Origin of the sequence: Nocardioides sp. GCM10030259, from assembly GCF_042666375.1 — a bacterium.
Lineage (GTDB): Bacteria > Actinomycetota > Actinomycetes > Propionibacteriales > Nocardioidaceae > Nocardioides.
The window spans coordinates 473254-486467 of the sequence record NZ_JBHTDF010000005.1 but is presented as its reverse complement, the minus strand read 5'-3'; the positions used below and the strand labels follow the sequence as shown (position 1 = coordinate 486467).

Genomic DNA, 13214 nt, shown 5'->3' with positions numbered 1-13214 from the left:
GGTCGCCGGCGGCGGTGCCGTCGGTGTCGATGCCGGTCGGGCCGCCCCAGAACGGGATCGACGGGTTCACCTTCGCGGCGTCACCACGCTTCAGCCGCACCAGTGCGAAGTCGTTGTAGGCGCACGCCTGGCGGTCGTCCTCGCCGAGCCGCTGCATCGTGCGCCAGGAGGAGTACACCAGGCGGCCGGTGGCGATCCGGCTGCCCTCCCCGGAGATGGTCCCGCCCCGGTTGAACGTCACCCTGGTGCCGAGCGGGACCGAGCCGGTCGAGCACCCGTCGGTCTCGGTGGCCTGCCCCTTCCCGGCGCAGTGCGCGGCGTACCCGACGTACACGCGCCGGGCGCGGTCGCGGAAGACGAAGTTGGCGGAGCACTGGGAGCCGGCGGTGTACATCTGGGTGCCCGGGTGGATCTCGGCGGAGCCGGCAGCGGCCCAACGCAGCGGAGGTCGTGGTTCCCCGGCCGACGGGGCGGCTGCCGGTCCGGTGAGCACGGCGGCGCCGGCGAGAAGTGCGGCGATGGACAGGGCCAGGCTGCGCTTCGTCATGCCCGGGCCAACGAGGCCCGGCACGGACGAGTTACGTCCGGCGACGCCGCAGCCCGCAGGTCGCCGGGCCCTCGAGCACGTCGCCGTCGGGCTCGAACCGCGATCCGTGCAGGGGGCAGTCCCAACTGTGCTCGGCGTCGTTCCAGCGCACCACCCCGCCCAGGTGGGTGCAGACCGGAGAGACACCGTGGTCGGGGCCGACCCGGTGGGTGAGCGCCCGCAGCCAGCCACCCGCGAGCTCGAGGCCGACCTCGGTGTTCGCGAGCGTGGCGCCCGGTAGGCCCGTGAGCCGCTGCGCGGCCCACGGGTCGTAGGCGCCGGCCCAGGACTGCTCCCCGCCGAGGACGCGGCCCGCGATCGCCAGTGCGGCGGCGACGCCGTTGGTGAAGCCCCACTTGGAGTAGCCGCCGGCGACGAGCAGGTGCTCGGCGCCGGGCAGGATCGGCCCGGCGTACGGCAGGGCCGACGTCGGGGTGTAGTCCTGCGCCGACCAGGCGTGCGACTCGTCCGCCCCCGGGAAGTGCTCGTGGGTCCAGGCACGCAGCGACTCCAGGTGCCGTTGCTCCGAGGTCGCGGCACCCGTGCGGTGGCCGTCACCGCCGACCAGGAGCAGCCCACCGCCGGCGGCGTCACGGAGCGACCTGGTCGGCCCGTCGGCGGAGAGGAACATTCCGTCGACGGCCGGGCCGTCGGTGCGGAACGCGATCGAGTACGACCGCTGCGGGGTCGCCCGGGCGAAGAACCCGCCCCGGTCCAGGATCGGCATGTTGGTCGCCACCACGACGACGCGCGCACTCGCCCCGGCCCGCTGGGTGCGGACACGGACGGGCCTGTGGCCATGGACGCGGCGTACCCGGTCACCCTCGACGATGACGGCACCTTGCCGGCGTGCGTCGGCCGCGAGCGTGTGCACCAGGGCGACCGGGTCGACCTGGCGCTGGTCGGGGACGACCACGGCCCCGCGCGTCGGGAAGGGCAGCGGCGGGTCGTCGACCCACTCCGCCTCCTCGATGCCCGACGTGCGGAGGGCGCCGAGCTCGGAGCGGACCGCGTGCTCGCCCCGGTCGGAGGTCGCGTACGTGTACGCCGCGCGCGTCTCGCACCGGACGTCGTGCTCTCGGCAGAACCGGTCGAGCCAGCCCAGCCCCTCGCGATTGGCCTCGGCGTACGACCGCAGCACCGACGGCCGGTGCCGTCGGGCGATCCGCGAGAACTGGGTGCCCTGCTGGACGCTGATCTTGGCGGTGCTCCCGCCGGTGGTGCCGGCGCCGACGTACCGCGCCTCGACCACCGCGACCGAGCGCCCGGCGCGCGCGAGCAGGGCCGCCGTCGTCAGTCCGGTGATCCCGGCGCCGATAACGATGACGTCCCACTCGCCGCTCAGCTGCGCGGGCCCCGCCGGCGGCGGCTCGTTGCGGTCCCACCAGACGGATCTCAGCACCATGCCTGAGATGTGCCCGAGCGGCCCCGGGACATGCGGCGGCGGACGCGGATCAGGCGCCCGACCAGGTACGCCGGACGACGGCGTACGTCGCCCAGCCGATCGCCAGCGTTGCGAGAGCGATGGCCGGTGCGGCGACGGGCGGCAGCTCGCCGCGGGCCTGGTAGGCGCCACTGCCGAGCCGGCTCTGGGCGGACAGGATCGACCGCTGTGCCTGGTGGGAGAGCACCGAGCCGTCGCTCTGCGACGAGAGGAGGGAGAAGCGGCTCATCGAGGAGCCGAACGAGCCGAGCGACGCGAACGAGCCGATGCTCCCGAGCGACGCCACGGACCCGACCGAGGCGATGCTCAGCACCGACCCGTCCGACCACAGCGACAGCACGCTGTTGTGCGAGCCGATCGACCACCGGTTCTCCATCACGAGCCGATCGTAGGAGCAGCGGCGCCTCCGCGTCAGGATCCGGCGCGCCGCGCCCGCTTGAACGCCTCGGCGAGCGCCCAGCCGTCCACCACGGGGCCGAGGTGACCGAGCTTGTCCGGGTTGGACGTCGAGCGGACCGTCTGGATGCGGCCGTCGAGGATCTCGAGCGTGAGCGTGCTGGCGACCCGATCGGCGCGGTCGCGGATGATCGCGCCGGGCTGTCCGTTCAGGTCGTGGCGTTCCACATGGAGCTCGGTCACGGTCAGTCGCGGGGCGACCGCCGCCAGCAGCCGCGCGACGTTGTCGGCTCCCACGACGGTCCGGGCGAGCGCCGGCGCCTTGCCGCCGCCGTCGCCGACCACCTGGGCGTCCGCAGCGAGCAGCTCGCGCAACCCGTCGACGTCCCCGTCGCGAAGCGCGTCGAAGAACCGGTCCGCCAGCTCCTCCCGCTCCCGTCGGTCGGCGTCGAAGCGGGGTCGGCCGGCGTCCATGTGGTTGCGGGCGCGTACGGCGAGCTGCCGGCACGCCGGCTCCGACCGGCCGACGGCGGCTGCGACCTCGGCGAACCTGAAGCCGAAGACCTCCCGCAGCACGAACACCGCGCGCTCCAGCGGGCTGAGCCGCTCGAGCAGGAGCAGCGCCGCCATCGACACCGAGTCGGCGAGCTCCGCCGAGCGCTCCGGGTCCTCGTACGGGTCGGCCAGCAGGGGCTCGGGGAGCCACTCGCCGACGTACGTCTCGCGCCGCGACCGGGCAGAGCGAAGCACGTCGATCGAGATCCGGGTGACGACCGCGGAGAGGAACGCCTTGGGGGACGACGGCTGGGTGGGTGTGCCCTCGTAGCGCAGCCACGTCTCCTGGACCGCGTCCTCGGCCTCGCTGACGCTGCCGAGGATCCGGTACGCGATCGAGAAGAGCAGCGGTCGCAGCTCCTCGAACTCCTCGATCCGGGTCATGTCGGTCTGCCTCTCCTCCGGGTACACGCTCTCACCCGAGACGAGACGGCGGGTCCGGCTGTGACATGGGTGGTGTTGTCAGTTTGCGCGGCTCGCACCCGGGTAGGTGGACGGAGTGCGGGTTGACGGCCCCGTGACCGCTGCCCTCATCCGAGAGTCCTGGCAGACCGCCGAGGACGCACGGGGACGAGCCCTCGACTCCCGGGCGACGGCTGAGGAGACGCGGGTGCGCGCTCGGGCAGTGCGTGCCCGGGCGGAGTCGTTGCGCGCTCCTCTCGAGGAGCTGCGCCGCCAGCAGCGCGAGGAGTCGGAGGTCCGGACGCTCCGGCTGTGGGCTGTGGGCTGAGTCGACCTGGCTCCGCAGGGCCCGGAACGACGAAGGCCAGGACGTGGGATGCGTCCCTGCCTTCGGGTTGTAGGCCAGCAGGGACTCGAACCCCGAACCAGAGGAAACCTCGGAAGCCGACTTCTCAGGACTCTCACGTGGGGTAGGGGCCGCCGCGCCCGAAGGGGCGCAGCACCCAGGGGTAGCGGAAGGTGGAGCCGGTCAGAGCGACCACACCTGCGGCAGCGGCAAACAGCCACGCGACCGCATAGAGGATGGCGCCGAGGCCGAAGGTCACCAGCGTGACGAGCAACAGCGTGAGCTGGAAGTTGAGCGCGCCGGCGGCGTGATGGCGCACGTAGGGCGACCGGGTCTTCGTCATGATGAGAGCCGGCAGCACGGCGATCGGCACGATGCCGGTCGCGTGGGCGAGTGCACCGATCACCCGCTCCTCACCGGTCGGCGGCGCGAGCCCCACCGCCCTCGCCGTCCACCCGGGCTCCAGGTCGCGAGTGACGGCGGCGAGCTCGGCAGACGTCCGAGCGGCCATGGCCCGATCCAGCCGCTGATCGAAGTCGGCGCGCTCCAGCCGCCCTTCGACGTACGCCGTCTTGAGCCGCTCGAGGACGCGATCGCGGTCAGCGTCCGATACGCGGTAGTCCCAGCTCGTCGCGGTGCTCGTCATGTGCCCAGACTCCTCGCGCTGGGAGGCGGGCACCATCAGGGATCACCCTGGCGTCGAGTCGGGGTGCTCGCCGCCTGGATGGGAACGGCGCCACTCAGATTCGCTGCCGGCCTACCCGCGGCCTCGTGCCAGCGGAGCCGGCCGCGCCTTCACATCCGTCAAGGTTGCGGTGGCCCAGGTGATGCCTCGCCACACGGCCACGGACACCATTGCTGCACTCGTTGCGAGAGCCACGGCCACGACCTCATCCTGCGAGCGTCCTGTGGCGTCGCTGACCGTACGGATGACCCGGCCGAGACCGGTGGAGTGGATACCGACCGTACGACTCATCCTCGCGCCTCTCGTGCGAGCGCGGTGCCCGAGCCACGCCCCAGGTGGACGGTCCTTGATCAAGCACGATGCTCTCCGTGCCCCTGCCGGGCATCACCCGCCGCGGGTGATGCCGGCCACCAGTCCCGGCTGTTCCCGTCGTCGGCGGTATGCGCGACCCGGCGTCCAGGGACGCGTGGCCCGAGACCGCGAACCGTCGCAGAACCGCGGCAGAACCGTGGGCAAGGAAGAAGGCCAGGACGTGTGATGCGTCCTGGCCTTCGGGTTTGTACGCCATCAGGGACTCGAACCCCGAACCCGCTGATTAAGAGTCAGCTGCTCTGCCAATTGAGCTAATGGCGCTCCGCTCCAGGTCCCCCTGAAGCGACGTGAACTCTACCAGCGGGTGACCCCCGGGAAAAATCGGCGAGCACCCCGCGGGTGCCGGGCGGATCGAGGGGTCAGATCGAGGCCAGGACGGCCTGCGCGGCGGAGTGTCCGCCGAGCCCGGAGACGGCCCCGCCGCGGCGCGATCCCGAGCCGCAGACCAGCACGGAGTCGACGTCGGTCTGGACGCCCCACTGCTGCGCCGGGGTGTCCAGGCGCGCCCGGTTGGGTGCCCACGGCCAGTCGAGGTCTCCGTGGAAGATGTGACCTCCGGGCATGGCGAGGTCGCGCTCGATGTCCTGCGGGATCTTCGCCTCCAGGCACGGCCTGCCGTCGCCGTCCGTCGCCAGGCAGGACTCGATCGGGTCGACGAGGTGCTCGTTGAGCGACTCGAGTGCACGGCGTACGGCGAGGTCCTTCGCGGCCGCCGGGTCGGCGTCGAAGAGGCTTGCCGGCGTGTGGACGCCGAAGTAGGTCAGCGTGTGCGTTCCGGCGGCGGCCGAGCCCAGGATCGACGGGTCGGTCAGGGAGTGGCAGTAGATCTCGCCCGGCAGCACCGCGGGCATCCGGCCGGCGGCCGCGTCGGCGTACGCCGCCTCGAGCTGGGTGTAGTCCTCCGCGATGTGGAGCGTGCCGGCGAAGGCGACCTCGGGGTCGACGCCCGAACGCAGGCGGGGCAGCCGGTCGAGCAGCATGTTGATCTTCAGCTGCGAGCCGATCGGCTTGGTCGTGGCGTCCTCGCCCTGGCCGAGCAGGATGCGCAGCACCCACGGGGCGACGTTGGCGAGCACGTGGCGCGCGGCGACGGTGTGCGAGCCGTCGGCGTCGTCCCAGACCACCTCGGCCCCGCCCTCGCCGGCGTGGATCGCGCTGACCCCGGCGCCGGTGAGGATCTCGGCACCCGCGTCGGTCGCGGCCCGGGCCAGCGCGTCGGTGACGGCGCCCATGCCGCCGACGGGGACCCGCCACTCGCCGGTCCCGTTGCCGACCAGGTGGTAGAGGAAGCAGCGATTCTGCACGAGCGAGGCGTCGCGCATCGAGGCGAAGGTGCCGATCAGCGCGTCGGTCGCGACGACGCCGCGCACGGTGTCGTCGGCGAAGCGGGCCTCGATCGTCTCGCCGAGCGGGGTCGTCACGAAGTCCCGCCAGGTCTCGGGGGAGACCTTGTCGCGGACCTGCTTCTCCAGCGGCAGAGGCTCGAGCAGGGTCGGGGCGACGGCGGCGGCGAGGTCGCCGACCTCTGCGTAGAAGCGGTCCCACGCCTCCTGCTCGGCGGACCCACCGGTCAGCGCCCGGAACGACTCCGCGGTCCGGTCGCCGGCCTGGCGCTCCACGAGCAGCCCGCCCGGCTGTCCGCCGCGCATCGTCGGGGTGTACGACGCGACCGACCGCGAGGCGAGCCGCAGGTCGAGGCCGAGATCGGCGATCAGCCGCTCGGGCATCAGCGAGACGAGGTAGGAGTACCGCGACAGCCGCGCCGGGTGACCGGGGAACGCCTGCGCCGAGACGGCCGCCCCACCGGTGTGGTCCAGCCGCTCCAGGACGAGGGTCGACACGCCCGCGCGGGCCAGGTAGGCCGCCGCCACCAGGCCGTTGTGGCCGGCGCCGACGACGACGACGTCGTACGTCTTCTGCTGCGAAGTCACCCGCCCAACCTAGGACATCAACTCCCGCCGGCCGCGACACCGCCGAATTCCCCACCGGACATCCCTACTCGCGAGAGGATCGCGGTCGATGTTGATTCCAGGCGAGATCTCGGAGGTGGGCGTGACACCCAGGTCGTCGCTGCTGCCTGCCGTCGGGATGCTCGCGCTGGTCGCGTTCTTCGGCGTGGGCGCGGTCAACGGTGCGCCCGACGGTGGCCACGCGATCGGCATCTGGCCGGCGGCGCTCGCCACGTCGACGCCGATGGTCTCCCGGCGACCAGCGACGGCGGTGGTGCTGGCGCTCATCGCCGTCATCGCGTTCCTCACGATCTGGTTCGACCGGCCGCCCGAGGTCGCGCTCGGACTCGCGGTCGGCCTCACCGCGGAGACCTGGCTGGTGTGGCGCATCCTGGCCGACGGCGTACGCCACCGGGCCGCGCTCCAGACCGGCGCCGACCTCGTCCGCTACATCGTGGCGTCGGCGACCGGGGGAGTGGTCGCGGCCGCGGCGGCCTCCCTCACGAGCCTCGCGACCGGGTGGGGCGAGCCGGGGATGCTCGCCTTGGCCGTCGGTACGGCGAGCCTCGCGTCGCAGCTCGCAGTGCTCCCGGTCTTCTGCCGCCTGCTGCCGCACCACGGCGTCTCCGGGGTCCTCGAGCGGATCGCCCTCTGGGTCCTGATCCTGGTGACGTCGCCGGTCATCTTCATGGCCGACGACTTCCCGGCGCTCGTCTTCCTGCTGATGCCGCTGCTCGCGTGGAGCGCCATGCGCAGCGGGGCGTACGAGGCGATCGCCCAGCTCCTCGTCCCGCTCGGGGTCGCGATCGTGCTGACGACCGCGGGGCACGGGCCGTTCGCGCACGTCGACGAGCGCTTCGGCCTGCCGGTCGACATGCAGGGCGTCCTGCTCTGCGCGTTCATCATCGGCTGCTCGCTGGTGGTCGTGCCGTTCGTGCTCACGGTGGGCTCGCAGCTCGAGAGCGCGCGCCAGGTTGCTGCCGAGCGCGACCGGGTGCAGAACATCGTCGACGGCATCACGGGCGTGGCCATCATCGGCACCGACGAGCTCGGCCGGGTCACGCTCTTCAACCCGGGCGCCGAGCGGCTGCTCGGCTACACGTCCGGCGAGGTCGAGGGAGTGTCGACCCGGATCTTCCACGATGCCTACGGCGTGGCCGAGAAGGCCGCCGAGCTCGGGCTCCCCGACGACTTCTCGGCCGTGGCCTCGGCGCTGATCGGCTACGGTCCGACCGACCTCAAGTTCGTCCGCAAGGACGGCGAGGTGCGCAACCACTCGATGTCCCTCAACCGGATCGTCGACGACCGGGGCGCGACCACCGGCTACGTCAGCACCTCGGAGGACATCACCGACCGCGTCGAGGCCGAGAACCGGCTCGTCGAGGCCCTCGAGACCGAACGCCAGGCCGTCGACCGGCTGCGCGAGGTCGACCAGGTCAAGGACGCCTTCGTGTCCAGCGTGAGCCACGAGCTGCGGACGCCGATCACCAGCATCCTCGGGTACGTCGAGATGCTCCAGGACGGGGAGTACGGCGACCTCGAGCCCGCCCAGCTCGCCGCCGTCCAGCGCGTCGCCACCAACAGCTCGCGGCTGCTGTCGCTCATCGACGACCTGCTCACGCTCTCGCGGATCCAGGAGGGCGGGCTCGGGATGGTCGACCGGGTCGTCGACCTGCGTGAGGTCGTCGAGGCCGCCTGCGCCGTCGTCGCGCCGTCCCTGGCGAAGCGCGAGACGATCCTCGAGGTCGACGCCCCCGGCGAGCCGGTGCCGTTCCTCGGCGACCGCGACATGCTCGAGCGGGTCGTGATCAACCTCGTCAGCAACGCCGTGAAGTTCACCCCGGAGCGCGGACGGGTCGACGTGCGCCTGCGGATCGGCGACGAGTCCGTCGAGATCGAGGTCGCCGACACCGGCATCGGCATCCCGGTCCAGGAGCAGGAGCGGCTGTTCAGCCGGTTCTTCCGCTCCTCGCTCGCGCAGGAGCAGGCCATCCCGGGCAGCGGCCTCGGGCTGTCGATCGCGCACGCGATCGTCGAGCAGCACGGCGGCTCGATCGCGGTCGAGTCAGAGCCGGGCGTCGGGACGACGTTCCGGGTGCTGCTGCCGGTGCTCGCGCCGGCGACCACCTCCTAGCCGCTACCGGGCGAGGTCCTTCTCGAACCACGCCTCGGCGTACGGGTTGTCGTTGTAGCGCGCGATCGCGCGGTAGCCGGCGCGCTCGTACATCGCGACCGCCTCCGTCAGGGTGCCGTTGGTGTCGAGGACGACGCGGTCGTGGCCGAGCCGGCGGGCCAGCGCCTCGAGCTCGCGCAGCATCCGCGAGCCCAGGCCGGCGCCCCGCCAGGCCTCGTCGACCCACATCCGCTTGATCTCCGCGACGCCCTGCAGCTCGCCGTCGAGCACGCGTACGCCGCCGTACGCGACCGGCCGGCCGTCGCTGGTCGCGAGCAGGAAGGTGCCGGCGTGGTCTGGCTCGCCGGGGTCGAAGCCGCCGGGGAACCGCCGGTCGAGCTCGGCGAAGTAGCGCCCCGCTGCCTCGGCGGCGGCCGGGTCGGTCGGGGCGACCTCGCGCAGCTCGATGGTCGCCGCCCGCACCAGCAGGTCCGCGGTCGCCAGCGCATCGGTGAGCCGGGACCGCTGGCGGGCCGTCAACGGAGCGACCAGGCGCAGCGCGAGCTCCTCGGACCGGTCGTCGAGCTCCGCCCAGGCTCGCCGACCGGCCGCGGTGAGCGTCGCCACCCGCCGGCGCCGGTCGGCGGGGTCCTCGACGACCCGGACCAGCCCGTCCTCGTCGAGGCGCCGGAGCAGGCGGGTGAGATAGCCGGAGTCGAGACCGAGCCGGTCGCGCAGCTCGCGCACGGCCGCGCCGTCCGGCCCGATCTCGAAGAGCAGCCGCGAGACACCCAACGGCCGCCCGGTCCCGAGGAACGACTCCTCCAGCACGCCGATGCGCTGGGTGTAGGTGCGGTTGAAGCGGCGCAGGGTCGCGGTGTCGTCCATTCTCTGACCATAGTCAGAGAATGGCGAGGTGTCGATCAGGTGTCGATCACCCGAGCAGCTGCTCCATCTGCTCGATCTCCTCCTGCTGGGAGGACTCGATGGACCCGGCGAGCTCGACCGCGTCGGCAAACGCCCCCTCCTCCTGCTCCGCCTGCGCCATCTCCACCGCGCCCTCGTGGTGGTCGATCATCATCTCGAGCCACGTGTCCTGGAACTCGCCGTCCGAGGCGTGCTGGAGCATGTCCATCTCCTCGCCCGACATCATCCCAGGCATGTCCTCGTCCATGCCCTCCATCTGCTCCGACACGTCGCCGCCCATGTCGTGACCGGCATTGGAGTGGTCGCGCATCGTCTCCGGGACCTCGTGGTCCCACGCGGTCAACCAGTCCGACATCGCCTCGATCTCGGGGCCCTGCGTCGTCCGGATGGCGTCGGCGAGACGCCGTACCTCCGGGTCGAGCGGCCGCCCCTCGGTCAGGTCGACCATCGACAACGCCTGGGCGTGGTGCTGGATCATGTCGGAGGCGAACGAGACGTCCGCGTCGTTGAACACGTCGCCGTTGGACGCGGTCCGGCTGGCGGACGGCGAGCCGCCGCCGGAGTCGTCGCCACAGGCAGTGAGTGTGGCGCCGAGCGTCGTGGCCAGCGCGGCGGCGACGGCAGCGCGCCGAAGGGTGCAGGTGTGGCTGGGCATGGGGGTTCTCTCCTGACGTGCAGTGGTGGAAGGGGTCGCGGAAGCCCACCGCTCCGGGCGCACCTGAGCGGCGGGGCCGACCCTCAGCACCGCTGGATGGAGAGCAACCTCAGGTCAGGCGGGGCCGGGCCGCGAGCGCGCGCCCGGACCGCGGTGGCGGCCTCCACCACCACGGGGTCGGCCAGCGCCCGCCGGAGCCGGACCGTCAGGCCGGCCCGCCGCCACGTCGCGCCGAGCAACAAGCCGGCCGCGAGGACCGCCAGGCACATCCCGACGACCAGGCCACCGTGGTGGTCGCCGTGACCACCACTGGAGCCCCCCGCTCCGTCGCCGCCGACGTCGTGCGCGCCCGAGTGGGTGTGCGCGTCCGCCGGGACCTCCGCCTCGGACGAGGCCACCGCCCCCGGCCCGCCCACTCCGTGGTCCGAGAAGCCGTGCATCGCCAGCAGGCCTCCGAGCGCGACGAGCAGCAGCAACCACCGGCCGACGAGCTCAGCCCGCCGCCGGTGTCCCACTGCCGTCCGCAGGGTCATCTCAGGCGCCCGCGCCGGGATCGAGTCCGCACATCGCCTTCATCGTAAAACCGCGACCCAGCACACCGGTCCGGGGTGTGGGTGGTCGTCCGGAGACGGATCCGGCCCCTGACCGCATCGCTGCAGTCAGGGGCCGGAACGCTGCCACCAGGGCACTGGGGTGAGTGACGGGACTTGAACCCGCGGCCACCTGGACCACAACCAGGTGCTCTACCAGCTGAGCTACACCCACCATGGGCCCGGGGCTGCCGGGCCGTCGGAAAGTGTAGAGGAATCAGTCGGCGTTCGTGGAATCGGTATCGGTCTCGTCGCCGGTCAGGCCGGTGAGGGCGCCACGGTGCCGCTGCGCGATCACCCGGGCGGCGTCGCTCTCGGGGCCGGGCGGCGGGACGAAGACCGCGTCGCGGTAGTAGCGCAGCTCCTCGATGCTCTCCTGGATGTCGGCCAGCGCACGGTGGTTGCCGCCCTTGGCCGGGGCCTGGAAGTAGGCCCGGGGGAACCAGCGTCGCGAAAGCTCCTTCACCGAGGAGACGTCGACGATCCGGTAGTGGAGGAAGGTCTCCAGCGTCGGCATGTCCCGGGCCAGGAAGGCGCGGTCGGTCGCCACCGTGTTGCCGGCCAGCGGGGGCCGGCTGCCCTCGGGGCAGTACTCCTTGATGTAGGCCAGGGCACGCTCCTCGGCCTCGTCGAGCGAGACACCGAGGTCGAGCTCGCGGAGCAGCCCGGACTTCTCGTGCATGTCCCGCACGAAGTCGCCCATCTGGTCGACGGCCTCGGCCGGCGGCTTGACGACGATGTCGACGCCCTGGCCGAGCACGTTGAGGTCGAAGTCGGTGACGAGGACCGCGACCTCGATGAGGGCGTCGACGCGGAGGTCGAGCCCGGTCATCTCGCAGTCGATCCAGACGAGTCGGTCATTCACGAGAGGCCACCCTACGCCGCGCGGATGGGGACCTGTGATCCGGCAGAAGGGACCTTCGACTCTCAGTTCCGACTCAGGACCAGCGCCTAGGGTCAGGTACGTGAAGGAATGGGTCGGGCTGCTGCTGCGCCTGGTGGTCGGCGGTGTCTGGATCGTGGCCGGTGCGTTGAAGCTGCCGGACCCTGCCCAGAGCGTCGCCGCGGTCCGTGCCTACCAGCTGCTGCCGGGCGACCTGGCGACGCCGGTGGGCCAGCTGCTCCCGGTCATCGAGGTGGTGATCGGCGTGATGCTGGTCCTCGGTCTGCTGACCCGGGGGGCCGCCGTACTCTCGGCGATCCTCTTCATCGCCTTCATCGTCGGCATCGTGTCGGTCTGGGCCCGCGGCATCAACATCGACTGCGGCTGCTTCGGCGGCGGTGGCGCGAACCCCGACGCCGCGTCGCAGTACCCGTGGGAGATCGCGCGCGACGTACTCCTGCTCGCCGCGTCGGCCTACCTGGTCTGGCTGCCGTCGACCAAGCTGTCCCTGGACGCGCTGCTCTTCCGCCGTACCCCACTGTCCGAAGGAACCTGATGTCGAAGAAGAACCGGGCCAACGATCGCGCCGCCCGAGCGGCCGCCGCCCTCGAGGAGCAGCAGCGGCAGGAGCGCCGGCGCCGCAACACGATGGTCGGCGCTGTGGTGGTCGGCATCCTCGTGATCGTGCTGGCGGGCTGGCTGCTGTCGCGCAGCCTCGACACGACCGAGGACGTCGACGCCCCGGCGGCGGGCAGTGAGTTCGGCCTGACCATCGGGCCGGACGACGCGCCCAACAGCATCGTGATCTACGAGGACTTCCTGTGCCCCTACTGCGGTGAGCTCGAGCGCGCGACGAGCGACGACCTCACCAGGCTGGCCGGCGAGGGCAAGGTCCAGGTCGAGTACCGCCCGTTCAACCTCCTCAGCTCCCTCGGCGACTACTCCGCCCGCTCCGCGGGCGCGTTCTCGATCGTGCTCGAGAAGTCCGGACCGGAGGTCGCCAAGGAGTTCCACGACCTGCTGTTCGAGAACCAGCCGAGCGAGAGCGGCCCGTTCCCGGACAGCTCCGAGCTCGCGGACCTCGCCGTCGAGGCGGGGGCCGACGAGGCCGACGTCCGATCGGCGATCGAGAACGACGAGGGGAGCGCGTGGGTCGAGCGGGCCACCAGCGCCGCGCTCGACGACTCCGGCGTGCAGAGCACGCCGACGGTGCTGCTCAACGGCGAGGTCTTCACGGAGGGCCGGACGATCGACGACCTGGCCGAGGCCCTGGTCGACCAGGTCTCCTGACGGGCCTGCGATGATCCGGCG

At 72.2% G+C, this 13214-nt stretch carries 12 protein-coding genes, 2 tRNA genes and 1 pseudogene; 3 read left to right on the top strand and 12 right to left on the bottom strand.

Annotated features, from left to right (window positions below; genetic code table 11):
• From ACFQQI_RS06855 to ACFQQI_RS06825, 7 genes and pseudogenes are all read right to left on the bottom strand, one after another.
• Window positions 1–547, bottom strand: a pseudogene (locus ACFQQI_RS06855) (hypothetical protein); the annotation flags it as partial.
• A gap of 31 nt (window positions 548–578) precedes the next feature.
• A complete protein-coding gene (locus ACFQQI_RS06850; RefSeq protein WP_378559860.1) occupies window positions 579–1991 on the bottom strand; it encodes an FAD-dependent oxidoreductase in 1413 nt (470 codons plus the stop codon).
• A 49-nt stretch (window positions 1992–2040) separates the two neighbouring features.
• Complete coding sequence (locus tag ACFQQI_RS06845; RefSeq protein ID WP_378559857.1) at window positions 2041–2409, bottom strand: hypothetical protein; 369 nt, start codon at window positions 2407–2409, stop codon at window positions 2041–2043.
• 32 nt (window positions 2410–2441) lie between these two features.
• Window positions 2442–3365, bottom strand: a complete 924-nt coding sequence (locus tag ACFQQI_RS06840; protein WP_378559854.1) for an RNA polymerase sigma-70 factor — start codon at window positions 3363–3365, stop codon at window positions 2442–2444.
• 479 nt (window positions 3366–3844) lie between these two features.
• Entirely contained in the window at window positions 3845–4375 is a 531-nt protein-coding gene (locus ACFQQI_RS06835) for a DUF1707 domain-containing protein (RefSeq protein WP_378559851.1), read from the bottom strand.
• A 599-nt stretch (window positions 4376–4974) separates the two neighbouring features.
• Window positions 4975–5047, bottom strand: a tRNA-Lys gene (locus ACFQQI_RS06830).
• A gap of 98 nt (window positions 5048–5145) precedes the next feature.
• Entirely contained in the window at window positions 5146–6717 is a 1572-nt protein-coding gene (locus tag ACFQQI_RS06825) for a phytoene desaturase family protein (RefSeq protein WP_378559848.1), read from the bottom strand.
• Between the two features lie 121 nt (window positions 6718–6838).
• Between ACFQQI_RS06825 and ACFQQI_RS06820 the strand changes: the two genes are divergently transcribed.
• Complete coding sequence (locus ACFQQI_RS06820) at window positions 6839–8869, top strand: ATP-binding protein (protein WP_378559845.1); 2031 nt, start codon at window positions 6839–6841, stop codon at window positions 8867–8869.
• Window positions 8870–8872: 3 nt separating this feature from the next.
• Here ACFQQI_RS06820 and ACFQQI_RS06815 read toward each other — a convergent pair whose 3' ends face one another.
• The 5 genes from ACFQQI_RS06815 to orn form a co-directional block, all read right to left on the bottom strand.
• Window positions 8873–9736: a GNAT family N-acetyltransferase gene (locus tag ACFQQI_RS06815; RefSeq protein ID WP_378559842.1), complete on the bottom strand. Its 864-nt coding sequence runs from the start codon at window positions 9734–9736 to the stop codon at window positions 8873–8875.
• A 46-nt stretch (window positions 9737–9782) separates the two neighbouring features.
• Window positions 9783–10430: a DUF305 domain-containing protein gene (locus tag ACFQQI_RS06810; protein ID WP_378559839.1), complete on the bottom strand. Its 648-nt coding sequence runs from the start codon at window positions 10428–10430 to the stop codon at window positions 9783–9785.
• A gap of 83 nt (window positions 10431–10513) precedes the next feature.
• Window positions 10514–10963, bottom strand: coding sequence for a DUF6153 family protein (locus ACFQQI_RS06805; RefSeq protein ID WP_378559836.1), 450 nt, complete (start codon window positions 10961–10963; stop codon window positions 10514–10516).
• A 156-nt stretch (window positions 10964–11119) separates the two neighbouring features.
• Window positions 11120–11195, bottom strand: a tRNA-His gene (locus tag ACFQQI_RS06800).
• A 42-nt stretch (window positions 11196–11237) separates the two neighbouring features.
• Window positions 11238–11885 (bottom strand): oligoribonuclease, encoded by a 648-nt coding sequence (gene orn, locus ACFQQI_RS06795; RefSeq protein ID WP_378559833.1) that lies wholly within the window; start codon window positions 11883–11885, stop codon window positions 11238–11240.
• A gap of 100 nt (window positions 11886–11985) precedes the next feature.
• Between orn and ACFQQI_RS06790 the strand changes: the two genes are divergently transcribed.
• Together ACFQQI_RS06790 and ACFQQI_RS06785 are read left to right on the top strand one after the other, a co-directional pair.
• A complete protein-coding gene (locus ACFQQI_RS06790; RefSeq protein ID WP_378559830.1) occupies window positions 11986–12459 on the top strand; it encodes a DoxX family protein in 474 nt (157 codons plus the stop codon).
• Window positions 12459–13193: a DsbA family protein gene (locus tag ACFQQI_RS06785; protein WP_378559827.1), complete on the top strand. Its 735-nt coding sequence runs from the start codon at window positions 12459–12461 to the stop codon at window positions 13191–13193. The genes ACFQQI_RS06790 and ACFQQI_RS06785 overlap by 1 nt, the downstream gene beginning before the upstream one ends.
• Window positions 13194–13214: the final 21 nt, after the last annotated feature.

Excerpts from the sequence above, each read along its gene's own strand:
- ACFQQI_RS06850 (WP_378559860.1), bottom strand. The coding sequence starts at position 1,991 with ATGGTGCTGAGATCCGTCTGGTGGGACCGCAACGAGCCGCCGCCGGCG.
- ACFQQI_RS06840 (WP_378559854.1), bottom strand. The coding sequence starts at position 3,365 with ATGACCCGGATCGAGGAGTTCGAGGAGCTGCGACCGCTGCTCTTCTCG.
- ACFQQI_RS06835 (WP_378559851.1), bottom strand. The coding sequence starts at position 4,375 with ATGACGAGCACCGCGACGAGCTGGGACTACCGCGTATCGGACGCTGAC.
- ACFQQI_RS06815 (WP_378559842.1), bottom strand. The coding sequence starts at position 9,736 with ATGGACGACACCGCGACCCTGCGCCGCTTCAACCGCACCTACACCCAG.
- ACFQQI_RS06810 (WP_378559839.1), bottom strand. The coding sequence starts at position 10,430 with ATGCCCAGCCACACCTGCACCCTTCGGCGCGCTGCCGTCGCCGCCGCG.
- ACFQQI_RS06805 (WP_378559836.1), bottom strand. The coding sequence starts at position 10,963 with ATGACCCTGCGGACGGCAGTGGGACACCGGCGGCGGGCTGAGCTCGTC.
- ACFQQI_RS06785 (WP_378559827.1), top strand. The coding sequence starts at position 12,459 with ATGTCGAAGAAGAACCGGGCCAACGATCGCGCCGCCCGAGCGGCCGCC.